The 21500-nt window shown below is 38.0% G+C and carries 22 protein-coding genes and 2 pseudogenes; 5 read left to right on the top strand and 19 right to left on the bottom strand.

The features are described from left to right. Nucleotides 1–187: 187 nt before the first annotated feature. Genes HMPREF0693_RS03960 through HMPREF0693_RS03970 form a run of 3 tightly spaced genes read left to right on the top strand, consistent with a single transcriptional unit; the run spans nt 188 to nt 4035 of the window. Nucleotides 188–2626: a DMSO/selenate family reductase complex A subunit gene (locus HMPREF0693_RS03960; protein WP_012368081.1), complete on the top strand. Its 2439-nt coding sequence runs from the start codon at nt 188–190 to the stop codon at nt 2624–2626. Nucleotides 2627–2637: 11 nt separating this feature from the next. Continuing rightward, a complete protein-coding gene (locus HMPREF0693_RS03965; protein WP_004243609.1) occupies nt 2638–3255 on the top strand; it encodes a DMSO/selenate family reductase complex B subunit in 618 nt (205 codons plus the stop codon). Between the two features lie 3 nt (nt 3256–3258). Continuing rightward, nucleotides 3259–4035: a dimethyl sulfoxide reductase anchor subunit family protein gene (locus HMPREF0693_RS03970; RefSeq protein WP_004243611.1), complete on the top strand. Its 777-nt coding sequence runs from the start codon at nt 3259–3261 to the stop codon at nt 4033–4035. 117 nt (nt 4036–4152) lie between these two features. On the opposite strand, the gene HMPREF0693_RS03975 is transcribed toward HMPREF0693_RS03970, so the two are convergent. Beyond that, a complete protein-coding gene (locus tag HMPREF0693_RS03975) occupies nt 4153–4695 on the bottom strand; it encodes a DUF924 family protein (protein WP_004243612.1) in 543 nt (180 codons plus the stop codon). Between the two features lie 567 nt (nt 4696–5262). Between HMPREF0693_RS03975 and HMPREF0693_RS03980 the strand changes: the two genes are divergently transcribed. After that, on the top strand, nt 5263–5442 hold the full coding sequence (locus HMPREF0693_RS03980) for a GhoT/OrtT family toxin (protein ID WP_004243613.1): 180 nt from the start codon (nt 5263–5265) through the stop codon (nt 5440–5442). A gap of 113 nt (nt 5443–5555) precedes the next feature. On the opposite strand, the gene HMPREF0693_RS03985 is transcribed toward HMPREF0693_RS03980, so the two are convergent. The 17 genes and pseudogenes from HMPREF0693_RS03985 to HMPREF0693_RS04065 all read right to left on the bottom strand — a co-directional run bounded on the left by HMPREF0693_RS03985 (nt 5556) and on the right by HMPREF0693_RS04065 (nt 19089). Further along, nucleotides 5556–6848 (bottom strand): hypothetical protein, encoded by a 1293-nt coding sequence (locus HMPREF0693_RS03985; RefSeq protein WP_004243614.1) that lies wholly within the window; start codon nt 6846–6848, stop codon nt 5556–5558. A gap of 5 nt (nt 6849–6853) precedes the next feature. Then, nucleotides 6854–7510, bottom strand: a complete 657-nt coding sequence (locus tag HMPREF0693_RS03990) for a DUF2612 domain-containing protein (RefSeq protein ID WP_004243615.1) — start codon at nt 7508–7510, stop codon at nt 6854–6856. Beyond that, a complete protein-coding gene (locus tag HMPREF0693_RS03995; RefSeq protein WP_004243616.1) occupies nt 7507–8694 on the bottom strand; it encodes a baseplate J/gp47 family protein in 1188 nt (395 codons plus the stop codon). Before HMPREF0693_RS03995 ends, HMPREF0693_RS03990 begins: the two co-directional genes overlap by 4 nt. Further along, nucleotides 8687–9031, bottom strand: a complete 345-nt coding sequence (locus HMPREF0693_RS04000; RefSeq protein WP_004243617.1) for a contractile injection system sheath initiator — start codon at nt 9029–9031, stop codon at nt 8687–8689. Before HMPREF0693_RS04000 ends, HMPREF0693_RS03995 begins: the two co-directional genes overlap by 8 nt. Then, nucleotides 9028–9720: a Gp138 family membrane-puncturing spike protein gene (locus HMPREF0693_RS04005; RefSeq protein ID WP_004243621.1), complete on the bottom strand. Its 693-nt coding sequence runs from the start codon at nt 9718–9720 to the stop codon at nt 9028–9030. The genes HMPREF0693_RS04000 and HMPREF0693_RS04005 overlap by 4 nt, the downstream gene beginning before the upstream one ends. Before the next feature lie 2 nt (nt 9721–9722). After that, complete coding sequence (locus HMPREF0693_RS04010; RefSeq protein ID WP_004243622.1) at nt 9723–10535, bottom strand: baseplate hub protein; 813 nt, start codon at nt 10533–10535, stop codon at nt 9723–9725. Next, on the bottom strand, nt 10504–10824 hold the full coding sequence (locus HMPREF0693_RS04015; RefSeq protein WP_004243623.1) for a phage baseplate plug family protein: 321 nt from the start codon (nt 10822–10824) through the stop codon (nt 10504–10506). Before HMPREF0693_RS04015 ends, HMPREF0693_RS04010 begins: the two co-directional genes overlap by 32 nt. Nucleotides 10825–10836: 12 nt before the next feature. Next, nucleotides 10837–11325, bottom strand: coding sequence for a phage baseplate protein (locus HMPREF0693_RS04020; protein ID WP_004243624.1), 489 nt, complete (start codon nt 11323–11325; stop codon nt 10837–10839). A 2-nt stretch (nt 11326–11327) separates the two neighbouring features. Continuing rightward, complete coding sequence (locus tag HMPREF0693_RS04025) at nt 11328–13631, bottom strand: phage tail family protein (protein ID WP_004243625.1); 2304 nt, start codon at nt 13629–13631, stop codon at nt 11328–11330. An 82-nt stretch (nt 13632–13713) separates the two neighbouring features. Further along, nucleotides 13714–14172, bottom strand: a complete 459-nt coding sequence (locus tag HMPREF0693_RS04030) for a hypothetical protein (RefSeq protein WP_004243627.1) — start codon at nt 14170–14172, stop codon at nt 13714–13716. A 59-nt stretch (nt 14173–14231) separates the two neighbouring features. Then, the gene (locus HMPREF0693_RS04035) at nt 14232–14684 is read right to left on the bottom strand and encodes a phage tail fiber protein (RefSeq protein ID WP_004243628.1); all 453 of its coding nucleotides are present in this window, start codon (nt 14682–14684) and stop codon (nt 14232–14234) included. Nucleotides 14685–14694: 10 nt separating this feature from the next. Continuing rightward, nucleotides 14695–16183 (bottom strand): annotated as a pseudogene (locus tag HMPREF0693_RS04040) (DUF3383 domain-containing protein). 8 nt (nt 16184–16191) lie between these two features. Continuing rightward, nucleotides 16192–16704, bottom strand: a complete 513-nt coding sequence (locus HMPREF0693_RS04045; RefSeq protein WP_004243633.1) for a phage gateway protein — start codon at nt 16702–16704, stop codon at nt 16192–16194. Between the two features lie 36 nt (nt 16705–16740). After that, nucleotides 16741–17190 carry a lysis system i-spanin subunit Rz gene (locus HMPREF0693_RS04050; RefSeq protein ID WP_004243634.1) on the bottom strand — a complete coding sequence of 150 codons (450 nt, stop codon included), beginning with the start codon at nt 17188–17190 and terminating at the stop codon, nt 16741–16743. Next, entirely contained in the window at nt 17187–17591 is a 405-nt protein-coding gene (locus HMPREF0693_RS04055; RefSeq protein ID WP_004243635.1) for a hypothetical protein, read from the bottom strand. The genes HMPREF0693_RS04050 and HMPREF0693_RS04055 overlap by 4 nt, the downstream gene beginning before the upstream one ends. A 2-nt stretch (nt 17592–17593) precedes the next feature. Next, a pseudogene (locus tag HMPREF0693_RS04060) lies at nt 17594–17892 on the bottom strand (phage holin, lambda family). 381 nt (nt 17893–18273) lie between these two features. After that, nucleotides 18274–19089, bottom strand: a complete 816-nt coding sequence (locus HMPREF0693_RS04065; protein ID WP_004243640.1) for an antitermination protein Q — start codon at nt 19087–19089, stop codon at nt 18274–18276. A gap of 245 nt (nt 19090–19334) precedes the next feature. Between HMPREF0693_RS04065 and HMPREF0693_RS04070 the strand changes: the two genes are divergently transcribed. Continuing rightward, a complete protein-coding gene (locus tag HMPREF0693_RS04070; RefSeq protein WP_004243642.1) occupies nt 19335–20072 on the top strand; it encodes a LexA family transcriptional regulator in 738 nt (245 codons plus the stop codon). Between the two features lie 99 nt (nt 20073–20171). Here HMPREF0693_RS04070 and trpS read toward each other — a convergent pair whose 3' ends face one another. Continuing rightward, entirely contained in the window at nt 20172–21191 is a 1020-nt protein-coding gene (trpS, locus tag HMPREF0693_RS04075) for a tryptophan--tRNA ligase (RefSeq protein ID WP_004243643.1), read from the bottom strand. Nucleotides 21192–21500 lie beyond the last annotated feature (309 nt).

The raw sequence follows: 21500 nt of genomic DNA on the forward strand, positions 1-21500 counted from the left end.
CCTATATATTTGATATTTTATTTACCACTAAAGTGGTATTAACCGCAAAATGTAACCAATTGTTTAATAATTATTTTTTTAGATAACCTTATTAACATTTTTTATATTGATATAAATCATTATAGGTATAGGTGTAATAACTTAACATAGATATACAACTTTATTTGTTGTGAAAAATGTTAGGGTAATGTCAATGTCAAAAATTAAAAATAATGTTTCTATCACTGAAATGAGCCGGCGTGGCTTCATTCAGTCTGCAGCTGTTCTTTCTGGCGCTGCTGCTGTAGCTGGAACGGTATCATTACCTTTCTCTGCTAATGCTCAAACACCCCAGGGTATTCGTCCTGATGAGACGTCTGAAACCATCAAATACAGTGCATGCTTAGTGAACTGTGGTAGTCGTTGCCCATTAAAAGTTCATGTTAAAGATGGCGTGATCCGCCGTATTTCCAATGAAACCATGTTTGATGACTCAACCTTTGGTCTTCATCAGATCCGTCCTTGCTTACGTGGACGTTCCGTTCGTTGGAAAACTTATAATCCAGACCGTTTAAAATACCCCATGAAACGTGTCGGTAAACGTGGTGAAGGTAAATTCGAGCGTATCTCTTGGGATGAAGCGACTTCGATTATCGCTGATAAGCTAAAATATACTATCGATACCTATGGTAATGAGGCTATTTATTACCAATATGGTACTGGATCTACCGGAGCGAATTTACATGGTAGAACAGCCTGTAAACGTCTATTAAGTACAGTCGGTGGCTTCTTAAGTGACTACGGTACTTACTCTTATTCACAATTAACCGGCATCGTCCCTTATGTGTATGGTGATATGCTGGAATCTCTGTTAACAGAAATCGAAAACTCAGATCTGGTTGTGATGTTTGGTCATAATCTTGCTGAAACTCGTATGTCTGGCGGTGGTCAGTTCTATGAAACACTGAATGCGTTAGATAAGAGTAAAAGTAAAGTAATTATTATCGACCCGCGTCGTACTGATAGTGTCACAACATTAGGTGCAGAGTGGATCCCTATCTATCCGGGTACTGATGCTGCATTAGTGGCTGCGTTAGGTTATGTGATGATCCAAGAGGGCATCACTGATGAGGCATTTTTACGTGAATATTGCATCGGTTGGGATAAACAAACTCTGCCAGCCTCAGCACCTGAAAATGGCTCTTACAAAGACTATATTCTCGGTAATGGTCCTGATGGGATTGCTAAAACCCCTGAATGGGCAAGTCAATTAACCGGAATTTCCGTTGCACGTATTATTCAATTAGCACGTGAAATTGGTAATGCCAGAGCTGCGTGGATCTCCCAAGGCTGGGGTATTCAGCGTACCAGTAATGGTGAACAAGCTTGCCGTGCAATTATGATGTTGCCATTAATGTCTGGTCATATTGGTCGTCCTGGTACTAATACCGGATGTTGGGGCGGTAGCATTGAATACCCTGTCGCAAGTTTTGCCATACCAAATCCAGTAAAAACCCAGATCCCAACGTTTATGTGGTCTGAAGCAGTTGCTCGTGGTGAAGAGTTAACCAGTAAAAATGCCGGTGTCAGAAATAAAGATAAGCTGGATACGGGCATTAAATTTATGTGGTGTTACTCCAGTAATGTGATTGGTAACCAGCATGCTGATCTCAATAAAACACATGAATTACTGCAAGATGAATCAAAATGTGAATTTATTTTAGTGTGGGATAACCACATGACACCATCAGCAAAATATGCCGATATTTTACTGCCTGATGTCACTACTGTGGAAACTAACGATCTTATCAATAACTCTTATGCTAGTGGTGCGTATCATTATATGGTGCGTTTACAAAATGCCATTGAGCCGTTATGGGAAAATCGTCCTAACTATGATGTATTGGCAGATATCGCTGAAAAATTAGGTGTTAAAGAGAAATTTACTGAAGGTAGAACCTACCAAGAGTGGATTGAGTATTGCTATAACCAAGTAAAAGCAAATAACCCAGCGCTTCCTTCTTTTGCTGAAACTAACGATATGGGGATTGTGGATAGAAAACTTCCTCCTCGTAGCGCTTATGTGGCATTAGAAGCATTTCGCCAAGATCCTATCGCCAACCCACTAAAAACAGCATCAGGTAAAATTGAAATCTATTCTGAGAAATTAATGCAAGACACTGAAGGTTGGATCTTACCAGAAGGTGATCGTATTCCAGCAATTCCAGAATATTGTAAAAATGAAGAAGGTGTTGAAAACGTTACCTTAAAAGAGAAGTTCCCACTGCAAATGACGGGCTTCCACGATAAAGGTCATGTCCACTCTACCTATTTTAACGTCGCAATGTTACGTGAAGCTATTCCTCATCAATTTTGGTTAAACCCCGTTGATGCGGCACAGCGTGGATTAAAATCTGGCGATATTGCTGAGATTTATAACGAACGTGGTCGCTTGCATATTCGTGTCAAAGTGACAGATCGTGTATTACCTGGTGTGATTGCAGTACCACAAGGTGCATGGCGTTCACTTGATACAACAGGTGTAGATACCGGTGGATGTATTAATACATTAACAAGCTGGCACCCATCGCCGTTTGCTAAAGGAAATCCACAACATACTAACCTTGTTGAAGTGAAACGTGCATAAGGAGTTAACTCATGAAGCAATATGGTTTTTATTTTGACTCCACTAAATGCACTGGCTGTAAAACCTGTCAAGTCAGTTGCAAGGACGAAAAAGATTTAGATTTAGGCCCTAAATTCCGTCGTGTTTATGAATATGGCGGTGGTAGCTGGGCAAAACAAGACGGTATCTGGACACAAAATATTTATAGTTATTATTTATCAATTTCTTGTAACCACTGCTCTAACCCTACTTGCGTGGCAGGTTGCCCTACTGGCGCGATGCATAAACGTGAAGAAGACGGTTTAGTGGTTGTTAATCAAGATGTTTGTGTTGGATGCCGTTATTGTGAATTACGTTGCCCTTATGGCGCACCACAGTTTGATGAAAAGAAAAAATTGATGTCAAAATGTGATGGTTGCTATGAGCGTGTCGCCCAAGGTATGAAACCGGTCTGTGTTGAATCTTGTCCACAACGTGCACTGGATTTTGATGATATTGAAGTGATCAGAGCGAAACATGGTACAGAGTGTGGTATCGCCCCAATGCCAGATCCAAGCTTAACTAACCCAAATATCGTGATAAAAGCACATAAAGATGCAAAACCTTCTGGTGATAAAACCGGCTCAGTTCAAAATGCGGCGGAGGTATAAACCATGCATGAACTTCCTCTTGTCTTTTTTACTGTTTTAGGCTCTAGCGCAGCAGGTCTGTTTCTGATCGCTTATATCAGTAAAAAGTTAGGTCAAATTGATGAACAACAACTGCGTAATGCCAATATTCTTGCTCTGATATTAATGCTTGTGGGCTTAGGTATTGGTGGATTACACGTAGGTCAGCCACTACGCTTTTTCAATATGTTATTAGGCGTAGGCCGTTCTCCAATGAGTAACGAAGCTTTTCTAAGTGGTGTATTTACTGGTTTTGCTTTTGCAACAGTGGCACTCACTATTATGAAAAAATGGCGGGGATTACGTGAAATTTGTAATCTATTTACCGTTATTTTTGGTTTAGCTTTTGTTTGGTCAATTCCGCAAGTTTATCATATTCCAACAATTGCTAACTGGAACACAGATTACACCACATTACAGTTTTGGATGACGCTATTAATTGGCGGTGGGGTACTTGCGATGGTCAGTGGTGCAAGACGTTTAGGGGCATTGTCCTTTATTATCGGTGCCATAATTACCTTTGCCGCACGCTCCGGTTATGTCAGTTTCCTAAGCTTTAATGGCCCAGAATTAAGTGCTGAGCAATCACTGTTTTGGGGTTTCCAATTAGCAGTATTAGCATTAGGTATTGTGGTTGTCGGGTTTAGCGCATTAAAAGCGCAAACCTCAAAAGTGACCTTAGCCACTTGTGCCGCAGCGGTCGTAATTGCTGAATTATCCGGTCGCATTGCCTTTTATAACTTATGGCATATAACCATGTAATATGGGTTTTCTGTGCGATGACGCTTTATCATTATTGATTTATCATCATAAGCATAGTCATCGGCAAGAAACGAAAAACAAAAATGCATATCTTTTTAGATATGCATTTTTTCTTTTTTAGAATGAGGAGCCGGGTTGTTGTAAAAAAGCTAACTCTTCTGGTGTGGAAGTACGGCCTAAAATTTCATTACGATGAGGATAACGACCATATTTATCGATAATCTCTTTATGGCGTAATTCATATTGATACGTGTCGTCATCATTTAATTGTGAAAACAACGCAATGGCATCTTGATGTATTTTTTGTGATTCTGAGTGCATAAATGGCATGATCAGAAATTTGCGTTTTACTGGTGTCAGGGTGAGATATTCGGGTAGTCGAATGGCTTCTTGAGCAAGAATTAACGCCATATTATCTTGGGCGAAAGCCTTTGGTGTATCACGCCAAATATTACGTGAAAACTGGTCTAGAATAATAATTTCCCCTAACCGCCCTTCAATGCTCTCGCGCCAAGAGGCAAGCTCTGCGCGACTTGCGCTAATACATAGCTCACCAAATCTATCCTTAATTTCTTTATCAAAAGCGCTATCCTTTTGAAACCACTGTTTTGGGGTACATTCTTCAAACCAAAAGGTTAATACGGGTTGGTAAGGAACCATAGCGATAACCACCTTATATAAATTGATAAGAATATTATCTCTAAAGTATACTGATTTTTAACCTATGAATAGTATGAAAAAGGTTACAGGGATCGAGCTTCTTTAAAAAAACAAAAAAATAAATCCTCTTTAAAGGCAACAAGAGGATTTTAATCACGTCCTAGTTAACACTTAGCTCCTTTAAGTGTTACCCATCCATGAGCAAGTTATACTCTAAACAATGTTGTTAATGATATATGTAACTTAGTAATCAATATAATAAGGATGTTGTTACTATAACCCCCTTTGGGATCGTTAATAGAATAGGTAAAAGCCTAAAAGGGATAAAGCTTAAAAAATAGTGTTAGGGTATTAAAAAGACTTACAGTAGCAAAGGCTACGGCAAAACAAGAAAAGTTGTTATAAGCTTGTTGGATGTTACTTAAGTAAAATATGCGATCAATAATGAAATAAATGCTAAAAAAACACCAATTGCTAATGACATTTGTTGAAAATTTTTTCTTCTTAGTCTGTTTCTTTAACAAAATTAGCGTACAATTACTGCAATTTTTTTACTGAAGATCGACTATGTCTGTTATCGCAACTATTGGAATAGGCTACCTAATTGGGACTGTACTCTCTTTTATTATCACCTTCTTTTTAACTAAAGATCCCAGCTTAGCTATGCGCCTGCTGAGTGCTTTTCTTATCGCAATAACATGGCCATTGAGTTTCCCAATGGCCATTATATTTTCTATTTTTGGTTGATTAAATAATGGCTAGTTCTTTTATCGTAAAATTTAATTTTTAAATATGAATATAATTAATAATTACATCTTATATAATTACTATTATTTCAAAGAATAACATAATATAATGAGTTAGGCTCCCATTATCCATACTTTCCGTAATGAACTTCCTTTTCCTCCAATAATAGTTAAACCATCTTTTTCAATCTTATATTGTATTGCTCTGTCATACCCTGTTTGAATATAAGTGTTATAAGAAAATTTTAATATTGGGAATAAAGGTATTACGCTATCATACACTTGGGTCATTAACCAACAGCCAGAATAGTCCCCTGAAAAAGATAGTTTTTTATTATAATCAAAACCATCTCCATCATAAATTAATTTAATACCTTGTCCTATCTCAATACTTTTATATTGATACTTCTTATCAGACTCGCTCTTATTATATGATGTACCAGCTAAAGCATAATTACCTTTTGGCTGATACTTTCCATCTGACTCACCTTTAGAATAACTATAACCTGATGCTAAATAATTCCCCTTAGGCTGATATTTACCATCTGACTCTGATTTAGAATAACTATAACCTGTCGCTAAATAATTGCCTTTAGGTTGATATTTATTATCAGATTCAGTTTTAGTATAGGATGCACCTACTAATGCATAATTGCCTTTGGGTTGATAATTCCCTTTTGGCTGAAAAGCATCAGTAGCAGCTTTTTGGCTAATAACATGAGCCGTTGAGGTTCCGGTCGCTTGAGCAATATTACCTTTATCAAATTTTTTATTAAGCTCATTTTTTAAATTGGTATTAGTGGCATAATCTCCTGAGGCTTGATAATTGCCTTTAGGTTGATATTTCCCATCAGACTCTGCTTTGGTATAACTATCACCTTTATTCGCATAATTTCCCGCAGGAGCATAATTGCCTTTGGGTTGATATTTAGTATCAGATTCCGCTTTTGCATAGCTATAACCTTCCGCTTGATATTTACCCACCGGCTGAAAACGCTTATCAGCCTCGGCTTTGTTATAAGCACCCACTTCATTCGCGGTGATATCAGCTTTTAACTCAGCCCATGCATTACCGGCAATAGGCTCAACATTATTATTCTCAATTTTAGACTGCCATACCTTATTGTTATGATAAACCACACTACGAATAGCATAGGGCTTGCCCGCTTCTGACCATTTAGCAAAACCTTGTAATTGCATTTCACCAATAGACTCGGTGATATCGTGAAATAGGCTATTCATTTTTTCACGTTCAATATCTTTTGCGGCCGGATCAGTGACTTGGTCACGCTCATAATCATAACCGTAACCTTGAGTATAAGATACTGAGCCATCTGTTTGGATCTCAACAGGCACAACTGTTTTATCCCCTTGCGTTGCAAAGGGGATTTTAAATATTTTAGTCATAGGATTTATTCTCCGAAATTACTCTTTAAGAAATTTTTACGATATGAACCATAACCAAATGCTTTTTTAGTTATGATGCGATATTTGACGCCTACGCCAGAAGGACGTGGCATTAAATCGAAGTTTTCTAATAATAAACGTAAGCGTTCATCGGGATTAAAATTAAAAACGTAATACATATACGTCATATCAAAGGGATCGAGTACAAATACTTTACTTTCACCCCGCCAGAAAAAACGTTTTAAAAATTGATTAATATTGGTGACCGTCGGACTTTGGGTGAGATTGAAATAACGCATTCTTATCAACATTCTTTTTTGATCTAACGTCAGTGATAAGGTGTAATCGGTATTGCGTCGAAAATTTGCGTTAAAATTAGCTTTCTTTTTACCAAAGCCAAAACCTATTTTTGTTTTCTCACTTGGGGAAATATCAATGCCTAAAGGCACATCTAAAATACGCGCCCAGACTGCTAAACCAAAGTCGTTGGCGGTATCAATATTAAATATATCGCGATACCAATTTTGCCAAAATAACACGGTGGATTGGTGAAAATAATCTGCCTTAAAATGAGCCAGTGATTTTAATTTATCGGCATTTTCATATTGCCAAAGTATCGCTTGTAGAAGATCGGAATGATAATCAAACTGTTGAATATTCATACCATCACCACTTGTATCGCCCCTTTAGGTAAGCGGGCAATTTGATTAATGGCAATGGGAATTAATGCTACATGCCAATTTTTTCCATCTGTTGATAACTCAACTTTTGTGACAAATAAATGTGGCTCCACAGCATTGACGGCAGCGGAAATCTCAAAAGGAGAGACATCTCGCCCTACCACCAGCCCATTATCCCCCTCTATCTCTCCATGACTCCATTTTTCTAGTGCATCAGGAATAATGGTTTGTGCATCAAAAGAGGATTTTTTAACGGTAACTTTGCAAAAAATCGTCACTTCTTTGGGTCGTGAAAATTTAATCGGATATGCTTGACCACTTGCTGGCTCTAAGAGATTTATTTCAATATCACCATTAAACGCCGCACCTATTGTTTTCGTTCTTAATAAAACATTGGCAATTTCATGGCTGTCTCCCCCTTCAACACAGACATAAATGCTATGTGGCAATAAGGAAATACCATCGATAGTTAATGTTTTATCAGTGAAGTTTTCTCGAAAAGAGAGAGAGTTAACCCCGGCTAATTCATAGAGGGACGATGTAATAGCTTGGGCAACACTGATGGTATTTTTAGCGAGAGTCTGTTTACGCCGACGCCTGGCTTTAATATCAGATTCTGCATAACGGCCAATAATAGCGTGCGTGGTATTATTGACTTTTTCCCAGCCTAATACCGAACTTGCCACTTTATTTAATTGCCCAATACCACAAGTGATAGGCCCGTACTCTTTAGCGCGCATATCCCCAGTTATTTTTCCAGTGTCTGCGATAATAAGAGAGGTTAATGTTTCAAATACTGCGCCATTTATCGTTAGGGCTTGTGAACCTTTAGGGATAATGGTGCCGGGCACCCCCATAAATTCCACATCACTTAAATAGGAGTGTGTGGCATTAATACGCTCTCCTCCCATTAACGCCCATATTGCATCAAGAAAAATCCCCCCAGCAATATCGGGATTAATTTGATTAGCAAGTTCGGCATTATTACGCACAATGGCATCGCGATTTTCAATTTCCATTGTTGCCAAAACCCCTTGGGGCGTTTCTGGCGATAAATTGATTGATTGCCCAAAGACAGTGCGAAATTCGTCTTCTACCTCCTTTCGTAGCGCTGCCGTATCAGGAACAATAACACCTTTATTATTAATATATCGATAATCAGCCATGTAATGTAAATCCTCCATATATCGTGCGTATATCCGCCTGATATTTCAGTACGCCATTATCTAAAAAGGCATTAAAATGGCTGATAGCCACAACTTCCTCGATTTCAGCCAGACGTTGTCGAAAAGCCATTTCAAATAAAGGAATATCAACTTGACGGCTAAATGTTGCTGACCAATAAGGAATACCTTTATCTTTTTTATGCAACATCTCACCACGAACTGCTTTAATAAAATGCTGACAAAGGTTTTTTACTGCTTCATCGTTATCACAAATTTGCAGATCACCTTTAGCATCAATCACCAGATCATTATGCTGGTTTATAGCAAATGTCCTCATATTGGACTCCCTGTGTTATCTTTGCCTGCTTGTACGCCACTATGACGATGGGTTGAACCGATATCTTTCCCGTTGTGACGCATCACGCCCCCTTGAGAATCACTATTTCCATTTACCGCATAATTACCATTTACTGTGACATTGCCGGTAAATATCGTTTCTCGGGCATTGATTTCATACTTGGGGGTTTCCAGTACAACTTTATCGTTATGAAGAGAAAAGCAGACAGAACCATCCATTGACTGAATAACCAAAGCATCAATATTTTTTCCGTCGATCACCCAACCTTTTAAGGTGTCAGGAAAAAACATCGCATCACTAAAGGTATGTAATCGGGTGGTATTAGGTCTATCCTCTAGACCACCGCGTTGAAAAATAAGGCTAATATCACGATCATTAGCTTTTAACCAACCAAAATCTCCCGCTTTAATCGGTGCTCTAATAAAAAAACCTCCGCCACCAAAGCGAAATACGGGAATATTTGCAACGGGTGCTCGTGAAATAGTTTGATTATCCGTGGTTAACATCATCACCAGTGGTTTGATCACGGCTCGATTGCTTTTTTCATCATAATCAATGACTGTTGCGGGCAACATATCATCCGTATTCATCATCAAATGGCGAAATGCGGACGAGAAAGCCCCTGCCAGTGAACCAACACTCGCAATATCGTTATTGGGTTTACTCATAATTAAGCTCGTTTACAAATTGCGGTATAGTTGAAATCAGCCTCATGTGAGGCAACACTAAACGCCAATTGCTCAATGATGTAATCACCATTTAATGAAGGGTTTAATTTACTCTCAAGGCGAAGCATTCCACCAAGCTCAGAGGTGCTATCAATCAAGTAACTTACGGTTAACCCACTTTCTGTCGCTTTGGGAATGCCAATCATGCCCGAATTCATATTTAAAATACGCAAACGGCTTTTTAGTGCTTTGTCGTCATCTTTTACAAATAACGTATCATCATCAATAAAGGCTTTAACGTCCCCAGCTTCCTGTAAACGTTCTATTTGATGCAATGCTGAGCCACAATAATACCAATTAGCAATATTCTTATCGGTAGCTTGAAAATCTAGTTTCACTCCACAGTCATCAGCAATAGCCAAGGCTATTTCACTCAGCCTGCGCATTGTGCCGCCACTGGAAGAAATAATTTTTCCCGCGCTTTGATGACTGGTTTTTGCCGATAAAGTTAACGTCACATCAGGAGGTGAATCTATTTCAGCACTGACAATATCGCCAATAAATAAAGAGAGTAATCCGGTATTAACTCGGCCGACCTCCAAATAGAGTCGTCGCGTTTGCTTATTGTTATTATAGGGACTGGTTTCTGTCAGCAGATAATCTCTTGTTTGTGCATTTAGCCCTGAGATAGTGACATTACATTCATTTTGTAATGGATTGGCATACTTTGTTCCACTGGCTGAAATACGTAATCCTTCATACCATTGAAGCCGTTCTCCGACTTCAATTCCGAGCCTTATTCGTCGAAGATCCATCTTCCTCACTCCAATACACTAATGATTGCGTCTTGGTAAATTCTTCATACCAAGGTAATGCATCATGCTCTGTTAAAAACATTAAATTAATTCCCTGATTTAAATAGCGATAAGGAATTATCGGTGTATTAGCAACAAGGCGCATTCCTGTAATAAGTATTTCGCCTTCTCGCTCGATATCACAAAACATGGTTTGATTAGCCACTTTAAGCGTTAATTGCCAATTCACACCGGCTATTGCTACAGAAAATCGTTGATTAGGAATGGCTTGTAATGGTATTTCTTGCATTTTTTCTACCTCCTAGCCCTCTTTTTTTCCTATTGGCATGGATTTTTTACTTTTCACATTTCCTCGATTAATCGTTGAGGATTGCTTAGGTTTTTTAGTCGATTTAGCTGATTTTTTATTGTATTCAGGCTCAATGCTTTTCCATTCAATAAACTTCAGTTTTAACTCAATAGCGTCTACTTTTGACGGATCTTCATCATGGCTAAGACTTTCTAATAGCATTGGTTGATAGGTACTAACACGTGTTTGAATACCCACTAACGTATTTTCGTCATATAACTGTTTTATAGTGGCATAAGCATTGGCAATATCGCCCGTTAACAATAAGCTGATACTGATACTGATAGGGTTGATCACCACATGGTCACTGCGGCTTTCCCCATTTTCTACCGTAAATGTAATCGCTTGGTGGCTATCGTCTATGGTGACTTGAGTTGGGTTAACACTATCAAACAATGTGGTAAAAGAGGCTAAATCAAAAATTCTAACTTCCGTTATCATAATTACACCCTCCAGCCACTAGAGTGATTCTGCGATATATTTTTAGCTTCTTGCTCTGTATAAGATTTCTTGATTTCTTTAACCACCTCCGCACCATTTGTGGCTTGAGTTTCAATTTTGATTTCACCAATTTGCACATTACTTTCGTTTTTAATGCTTGATTGATTACTGATCATTTGACTGGTCATCGGGTTTAAACTGTTATTTGACGATATTGCTAATCCGTTATTTAACGATTTAACCTCCTGCATAGGACTATAATATCGTGTCGCTGTTTGAGATTGTGGCAAGATATAGTCAAGCTCCCCCTCATTTGTTAATCGCCGCTCTACCTTTTGCACCACACGAATTTCTTTTTCTTCGTCGTCCATACCGAAAAAGCTTTTGGCTGATTGCCATATATCTTGTATTAGGTTGATTTTTTCATCGACAAAATCCAATATCTTTTCAACACAGCCCCACATCCATTCAAATAGGCTCACCACTGAATCAGAAACAAAAATAAAGATATCAATAATGGATTGCCCCCAAGCAATAAGATTATTAATCCCTATTTCTAGAGTCTGTATAAATTGATTAAATGAGTTAGATATTAGATCCCATGCAGCAATAACAAAATCAGCAACAACAGTGACAGCCTCTTTTAAATATTCAAAGAATGATTGCCATGCCTGCCATATCGTCATGATCACACTTTTTAATACTGGGTATTTTTCTAATATACGGCCGATCATGGAATCGTTACCGTTAATAAAATTCATAATATCGTCATAGACGAGTTTAAAGGCGACACCTAATAAACCAATCACCGTTGCAATAGCAATAATAGGTAATGCCATGGCAAGTGTCGATGCGGCAGCAGAGATCATGACGGGTAAATAATAAATAGCAACAGCGGCGCCGATGGCGGAGAAAAAGCTAATCACAATATCTTTATTTTTCACACAAAAATCGACTAATTTATCAAACCATTCCATGCCTTTTGCCAGCGTAGGAATAATCATATCTAAAAAGTTATTTTTGAATTGTGCCGCTAATTGACTAAATTTATGTATTGTGGCATTGAGTTGGATTGCACTTTCAATACTGTCGTCGTTAATACCTGAGAATTGTTTTTGTACCCCCATCGTACGCTCTAGCTCTTGACGACCTTTCATCATTAATTCGATGGTTTTATCATCAACAACACCTAATTTTTCCAGCTCTTTTTGGGCATCATCAAAACTCATATTTTTAACGTTATCAGCGACCTGTAAAAGCTGCTCTATGGGATCTTGCGTATCATCAAACGCAGTTGCCATAGCGGCTAAATCCGCTTGAGCAGCTTCTTTCGTGCCACCAATTGCAGCCATCGCACCTGAAAAAGCGTCAATATCAATCGCCGCAACACCCATTTTTTTACTGAGTTTATCTAATGATTCGATTTCTTGAGAACGTTCAAGTGACGCAGAAAATACCTTTTGTAACGTCCCCATAATATCCGTAGCACCTATGGCGTTTAGGATAAAATCTTTCATTTTATCGACGGTTTGCTGATAACTTTTCCCGGTTTCATCAACACTACTGCTTAATCGACGTTGAGCTTGAGCTTCTTCTATTGCCGCTTTAATACCTTGGGTTTGCATGGTGTTGATAAATTGATCGTAATCAGCACCTAGATTTTTAATGACTTCATCAATAACTAATTTATTTTCTTTATTTTTCTTTTCTGCCTCAGTTAATAAAGTTAATTCATTATTTAATGAAGCAAGCTGATCTTCCATCGCCTGATATTCAGCATTTAAATTCGCAAGATGACTTGCATCACTATCCACATCATTGCTGAGCAAATTTCTCGTGTAATTTAATACTGACATCGCATCTTTTAGAGCGTCAATGCTTGACGTAATTGAATGGATCTTCTCTTGTGTTTCACCACTATTTATTTCAATATTTATGGGCTCATCAAGCGATAAACTCGTCAGCCCCGTTAAGATATTTTGCAAAAAAGTATCAAATTCTTGAGTACTACTAAGTGCCGTTTTAACGATTTTTTGTATCGAATTTTCAACAGTTTCAGAGGCTTGAATAATTTCTTGGTTGTCCACCGAAAGGTTTATTTCAGGCTCCAGTGATAATTCGTTAAAACTGGTGGCTATTTCTTGAACAAAGGCAAAAAAGCGATTAATACCTGCTGATGCGCCCTGCTCTATTTTCTTCATTTCCTCAAGAATTTCGTTGGTCGATTTCCTGATATTATTTAATGCGTTATCAGATACCTCCGCGTCTAACGTCAGTACCTGACTAAATACGGGTAATAGCGACATTATCTCTCCTTGGACGCCGCTAGCGCCTCGTTATAACGATTGGTAATCGCAATTTCCCACAGATCAAAAGCTTCCTCTAAATCTATGGTTGTTTTGAGTTCTGTGAAAGAGGCGAAGCCGGCTGAGATGATGACGGCAAAGAAGCCATCAGCGTTTTTATAATCGACGGGAGAGAACCGCTGAGCTTGCCTAATAGGTATTGAAGGAAATTTTGGCTCCCGCCGTTGCCGAAAAAACTGGTGTTGTACTTTAACATTTCTAATTCAAGACGAATTAACGCTTCCCCATCAGGGACGTGATTATCAATTAATGTACTGGTTTTTAAATAAATTTCTTGGCCTTCTTTTTCTACAGCAACATACGCCATCATCTTTAACATGGCCTCTTTACTGACTTCATAATCACCGATTTTAGGGGCATTTGATAATGGGTATTTAGCCAAGATCTCTCGTCCAATTGTGGCGGGTAACCGGCTAATAATAAAGGTATGCTGTTGACGATCACTATCAATCACCGTGATCTCTTTTGGCTTAATCAACATATAAAAACTCCATAAAAAAAGGCGACCGAAGTCGCCATGATAAAAAGTAAGATTAATAATTAACGCGCTCTAACACGGTCAAAATCTTGGAAAATAAAAGTGTACTGCTTAGATTTAAGACGCCCTACCCCTGCGACTGAATTACCTCGGCAACCGCCAGTAATACGTCCATTACGTGCCGTGGTAATAGAGCCATCGCCATAAGAAGCGACTAAAGTAATCACATCACTGGCAGGACGTCGTCCCCGTCTTGCAGTATTAGCATCAAACAAAATAGCTAGATTTTCGTCTTCTTCACTTCCCGCTAACACATTAATGGTGACCGTTTGAGGTGTTGGTGAAGACCAACTGACCAAATTACCATTAATATCTACCGCTGTTTGTGTAATATTAACTGTCGGTAAATCTAAAGGATCACCTTCATCAGAAAAGGTGGTGATCGGAATACCCGCTGGAAATGTTTTACTTGCTTGAATAATAAGGCTTAAGCCTGTTGCTGAAATATCGTTCATTGTTTGTTCCTTAAACTAAATTATGTGAGCCTTCAACTTTACGAACCCAATCGCCTTTACCGTAAATCAATACATATTTCATGGTGTATTCAGGTAAATTCCCTGGCCCTGTTTGTTCAACGATTTCAGCGTTGTACCAATAACCTTTGTTTTGTACATCGTGCCACGCTAAATCATCACCTGCCGCATCTGTAATTGCGATTTTTTGTACTTCTGTTAATGCTTTACCCGTTTGAATAGTGCCGTTATTTAACGCCTTTGTTACTGCCCCAGCAATGATCATCATCGCTCTTGCTTCACCATCTTTATTCGCAGGAATACCGCGCGTTGACAGTAGTAAACTAAGCCACTGCTGTGCAATATACGCTTTTAGCCATTGCTCATTGGCATGTACGCTCATATCTACTGGATTAGCACCATTACCACATAAAAAGCCACGTTGATAGAAGCTGATCTCAGAGCCAGATACCGCCGTTTCACCATAATAGTTCACGCGCAATTTATCTAAGCGATCGGCCGCCATATCTGTGGTAACTTGCGATGGGAATGTAATACCAAATTGTCGATACATGTAATTGGTGGTGGCATTAGTACGCTCAAAATCTGTTGCTGCCATAATCGCCATAGGCAACGCTTGCACAAAAAAGTTTTCCTCGGTTTTTAAATTCAACCCTGTCGATGCGGTATTCATTAATGCCTTGCTGTACATTTCAGCTTGTTGATCTGGCACCGATAAATAAAGTTGGTATTTGACATTTTCACCTGCTACGTATTCAGCCAGTTCCACACTTTGCTCAATAGATAGTTCGGTTAAAAATGTTGCACTACCAAATGAGTCAGAAATAGCTTCTGCAGCCATAAAGGCTTCAAGGGCAGTCTGTGATGCATTACCCTCAGAAGTTTGTCCCTGACTTAACCCTAAGGCATCAGCAAGAGGTGAGTTGTTGACGCTAATCTGCGCTTTTTCTTGCACACCGCCGCTGATTAAGAAAGCATTATCCATAGCATTAAAAGTCACATAACAACTGGCAAATTGTGGTTCACTTTCAGCATTGAGTTTTGCTTGAATTAAAGATGCAATATCACTATAGGACGTCACGTCTTGAAGAGAGAGCTTGCTGATTTTTTTGGTTCACATCGCCAATCACCAGCGTTAACTCACCCTCTTCAATCAGCTTTAATTTATCCAGTGTGGCAACCGGCCCACCAAAGAGTGTTGGCGCTCGTCCCATTGGTTCATAAGAGGCAATTTGTAGCTCTTTAGGCTTGCTGACGGGAGCCGGACTCACATAACTAAAATATTGGCGGGCAAATTGCGCTTCTGGAGAATCAGCTCCCAGAAACGCATCAACTTGACCAGAAGTAAATTCGAGTACTTTCCCTGCTGGAATTTTAGGGTTTGTTGAAAAAATACGTGCGGTCAGTTTACGCATTGGTGCAGTAGAGACACCAATCACCGCACTCGCAATATCAACATAGCGTGTTTGTTTAATAGACATATTTATCCTTAAATACGAGATAGATTAGATATAAGTAAATGTGTAGCTGCAGTGTTTAGAGATAACGAGCTGGGAAAAGTGACATTAAAATCAAATGAAGGATTATGTTCATAGCTATTTCCTTCATTAATTATTGGCGCACGCCTAATTTCTGTCGCACGTTGTATTCCTATTCCTTTTTTTCTCATTGATTCAATAAAAGGCAGCGAATGAATGATCATTCGCGTTGTTCTAATTAAATCACCTGCAGTAAAATCAGATTGTTTTTTAGTAAAGCTCTGAACTTGATAAGTTAACTCAACAAGTTGTTGTTCAATGTGATTGGCATTATTACCTTGAACATCATAACTTCTTTTCTGCCAACCTTGGCTCACCTCCTTAATAGGAAAAAACATAATAATATTATTATCCGTGATTTCTTCCGGTTGATATCCTGTAATAACTTCAGCATTGATATCTGTTTTTATTAATTGTTTTATTAATTGCTCTCGAATAGCTTTATTAATATCATTATCATTCATTTCATCTCCTTTATTTTACACTCCTTTTTAATCACTTTAATTAATACACTCTTGGCGAATATAATCTTGTAGACCTAAGATGATGGACTCTGACTGAGCAATTCTTTCTCTGAGTATCCAATAATTTCGGATAGCGGCGTCAGTAGGTCTGGCGCGGGTTGCATCATCCACGCGGGAGGTGGAATTGGCGTCGTTTGTTGCACAACTGGCTCTGATGTACACCCGCTCAGGATCACGCTCAGCATAACTACGCAACCGGTCAATTTCGCTCTTGGCACTGGCTAACTCCTGTAAACGTTGAGTATCCATTTGATATAATTGCTTTATTCTTAATTGATAGTTTTTGTTTTCTACAATCTGTTGCGTCAGTGTTTCATTAATTTTCACATATTTTTGTTTTAATATTTTATTTCTATCAATAACCCAAAAAAGTCCAGCAATTAAACATAACATAATGATTATTATGATTTTTGTAAGATTGTTCATAATAACAACCAAGCATCTTCAAATACTTTTTTTGCATAGGGTTGATAACCCAGTTCAATATTAATAATGGCTATAGATAAAGATATACAAACATTTTTTATTTGGGTATCAATAGGTTTATTACTTTCAATCCCTATTTCTTTTGATACGCGCTCAATATAACCTAATGTATTATTCTCATTAGGTGGTGCATAGCGATAAATAATAGATTTAATTGTATTTAAACCATATTTATTTTGATAGGTTTGAATTAATTTATAAATTGCTCTGATGCCATATTCTGGTGAAATAAATTGACAAAAATCTTTATCTGTTTGCGTGCTTGCCAATCCTTGCCATTTTGCACCATGGCGTATATTACCTGGGTTATTATTACGTTCACCCCGCGCTATTTTAGCCATTTTTAACTCCTATTTTTCCTTATAAGAAGTTTGCTTACAGGTTCAATGCCTACATAACCAATAAAGACACTGGCTAAGTAAGCAAATTGATGATTAATACTAAATAAAAGGAGAATATCTTTGATAAACCAAGCAAACATTGCACACATCAGTCCATCTAAAAAAGTTTTTTCCATCCTCCTGCGTTATATAAACTTCGAAGAATAGCCATTCCCCCAGCGAGTAAGGCTGATATACCTTGCTCTTTCATTGAATAAAGAACAATGCATATTTGTTCCCATAGATCTGGATTTTCTTTCATTATTTCTTATGGCTTACCTCCAATCAGAGGAAATGTCATTAATAATATATTCATTCTTCATATCTAATTTTAATCACAAGGCTAATATGAATATATTGACGATTTTATTTATCTAATAGATGTAGATAAAAGCGTAGTATAAAAAATGCCATAACATAAACCTATTGGCAGTGAGATCGATTAACTCGCCAAGCTTATATAATGGTCAGTGTGATAGTGATAAATATTGAAAACAAAAAAGCCCCACTTCAAAAGTGAGGCTTCTTAGATTTTGCTGAGAGCTTGTTAGATACAAATCTCTCACTGTGGAGTTATAGTATGCTTATTTTCCCTTTAAGTCAACAATATTTTTTCATAAAAATAAATAAAAATAGAAAATCATTATTTTACAGTAACTTCTTGTAGAAATTTATCTGATAAAGACTCTTCTTTAAAGCATTCCGCCACTAAAAAATCGAATAGCGGTTTATAATGACTATAAGCAGCCGTTTTTGAAATACTCACCACATGTTGCAATTGTTGTAAGACTTCGCTGAACTTAAGGCGAGGATAACCGCGTCCAGCACATTGGCGACAAGGTTTAAATACGGCAACTCCTTGTAATTCAGTCTGTTTTTTATCAATAATTTTTCCACGTCCATGGCAACGGCATGCTAAACGAATTTCCGCTTTACCTTTGCATGTAGGGCAAATAACGCGTGTTACTTCCCTTACCTCTCGAAAAGAAGGTTTATTTGATGAGGTTGTTTTTAGATGAGGTTTGGCATTTTGAGTAACCTGCTGGGTTGTTTTTCGACCATGGCATTTGGTGGTAAAAACTTCAACTTCGATAAAGCCATCATCACAATCAGGACATGCTCTCTTGCTGGCTGCACTTCTGGCATAATCCTGAAAAGCATATTCAGCGATAATATGTAAAACTTTAGCTTTATCATGTTCAGCTAACTTATCAATCATCTTATATTGGTTAACTTGAGTTAATGCACATTGATACAGGCTTTCTATCGCTTCTTCGGGACGGTTAATGTGGTGTTTCGCTAAAAATAGCTCTATTCCCATTCGCCCTTTACGTGTCGCTAAGCTTATTGAAGCCATTACATCCGTAATGGATAATGAATCAACAGCTTTAGGCGTTCTAACATCACTTAATACAACACTTTTTGGAGAAAAATACTTAGGTAAGTCAGCTAATCTCATACAATATTCCCTTTGATTTACTGTCACGACTTATTTGCTTATCCATATCCCACAACAAGCTAGGGGCACTTACATGCCTGCTTAAATCACCATTAGCGTATTGATGCACTCAATGCTATTTTATACTCAACCTATCCGTTATGGTTAATTTAGTTAACAAATCATGTTTAACATACTTTTATTAACTGTTAGTTAATGCTAGTATGTAACCAAAGTCACGTCAAGATAGAAAAGGAAATTAACTAGTGGTTAAAAATAACTATAAGTTAGCATTCACAAAAAGACTACAAGAAGCCTGCCTAGACTCCGGGATTGCGGGTAGAGGGTTAGGTAAAAGAATTACAGAGGCATTGGCTAAACAAGGAATAAAAGTCAGTGCGCCCGCGGTCTGGAAATGGTTAAATGGTGAATCCGTTCCTGACTCAACAAATATTTTAGCCTTAAGTCAGTGGCTAGATGTTCGAGCTGAATGGTTAGAATATGGCAGAGGCGCCAAGAAAAATGATGGCATTTCAGTTAATGAAATAATGCCTGTTAATGATTGGGATAATAGTACTCCTATAGAGCGAGATGAAGTGGAGATCCCATTTTATTCAACAATTGAATTGGCCGCAGGTTTTGGCAGTTGTACCACTGATAATCAAAAGGTGGAATTATTGAGATTCTCTCGTTCTACATTTAATCAATATGGTGTACAGCCAAGTGATGCTGTTGCTTTTAAAGTGCATGGCGATAGTATGTCACCGGTTATTCCTGACAGCTCTATTGTAACCATCAGTACAGGGCATACTAAGATTATTGATGGTGGTATTTACGCTATTCAGCAAGGTGACTTGTTAAGAGTTAAAATCTTGCACCGCCTACCCAATAATAAAATCATTATTCGTAGCTATAATACGATTGATTATCCTGATGAAGAATCAACCTTAGAAGAAGTAAAAATCTTAGGGCGAGTTTTTAATTGGTCGGTGATGGGCTGGTGATCGCTTTAGGAAAAATGAATGAAAAAGTGAATAGTGCTAACACTAGGCTTACTGATATTCACCGTTAAGCCTAATGTTAGCTTTTTTAAATACAATAGCTCACAAGATCAATAATCCTAGACCACGTTTTACTTCATCAAGCTTTTGTTGAGTCACTTCTTTCGCTTTATCGCTCCCTTCTTTGATCACTTGTAATAAATAAGCTTTATCATTAATAAGTTGCGCTCTTTTTTCACGTATTGGTTGCAGAAGCTCTTGTAAGATATCATTAAGCATAGCTTTGCATTTCATATCACCAAGTCCTCCTCTTTGGTAATGAGCCTTCATTGCTGTCACCGTGGCTTTATCTTGGCAAAAAGCATCTAAATAGGTGAACACCACATTACCTTCAATATGACCTGGTGATGCAACATCAATATGTTGCGGATCGGTATACATCGAATAAACCGCTTTTTTAATTTCATCGGCTGTGGATGATAAATTAATCGTATTACCTAAGGATTTAGACATTTTCCCACTACCATCTGTACCAGGTAAACGACCGACTTGCCCTACTACGACCTTACAGCTTGTCAATACGGGTTGTCCTATTAAGCTATTTATTTTGGTGACGATTTCATTGGTTTGCTCAATCATAGGCAATTGATCTTCTCCTGCGGGCACAATATCTGCACTAAATGCAGTAATATCCGCCGCTTGACTGACAGGATAGGTTAAAAATCCCGCCGGCAATGAACGAGAAAGATTTTTTTGCAAAATCTCATGTTTTACTGTTGGATTACGCTCTAAGCGAGATACTGTGACAATATTTAAATACAGCATAGTCAGTTCTGATAAAGCCGGTAGTGCGGATTGTAAGCATAATGTGGAAAGTTTCGGATCAATACCAACAGCTAAATAATCAGCCACCACATCAAAAAGAAATTTACTGACCTTTTCAGGTGTTGAGCCATTATCGGTTAACCCTTGCATATCAGCCATTAAGATATATTGTGTCGCTTTATTCTGAAATTCGACACGTTGCTGAAGAGAGCCAATATAATGACCAAGATGTAAAGGTCCAGTGATCCGATCCCCTGTTAAAACTATCGATTTATTTTCAGTGAGATATTTGTTCATTGCATTTCCTTCGTTGGGATAAATACCGCCAGAGAAATGCCATAAACAACATCACCGCGCTCTGGCGGCAATAGTGTTATTTATATAAATCAAAGATAAATAGGACTAGGTGCCGCTTAAATAAAGCGCCACCAATTTTGAATTGATCTTAATGAGCGAGGTCTTGTATTCACAATCTTTCCTTATTAACTTATTTAGTTGTATAGCAGTTTTATCTATAAGTCAATCAAGGAAAATTATCCTAAGATCATCATTATCCCAACAAGTGGAGATAAGAAAAAACCCGTTACCTCTTACGAGATAACGGGT

The sequence above is a fragment of the Proteus mirabilis ATCC 29906 genome (assembly GCF_000160755.1).
GTDB classification, from domain to species: domain Bacteria; phylum Pseudomonadota; class Gammaproteobacteria; order Enterobacterales; family Enterobacteriaceae; genus Proteus; species Proteus mirabilis.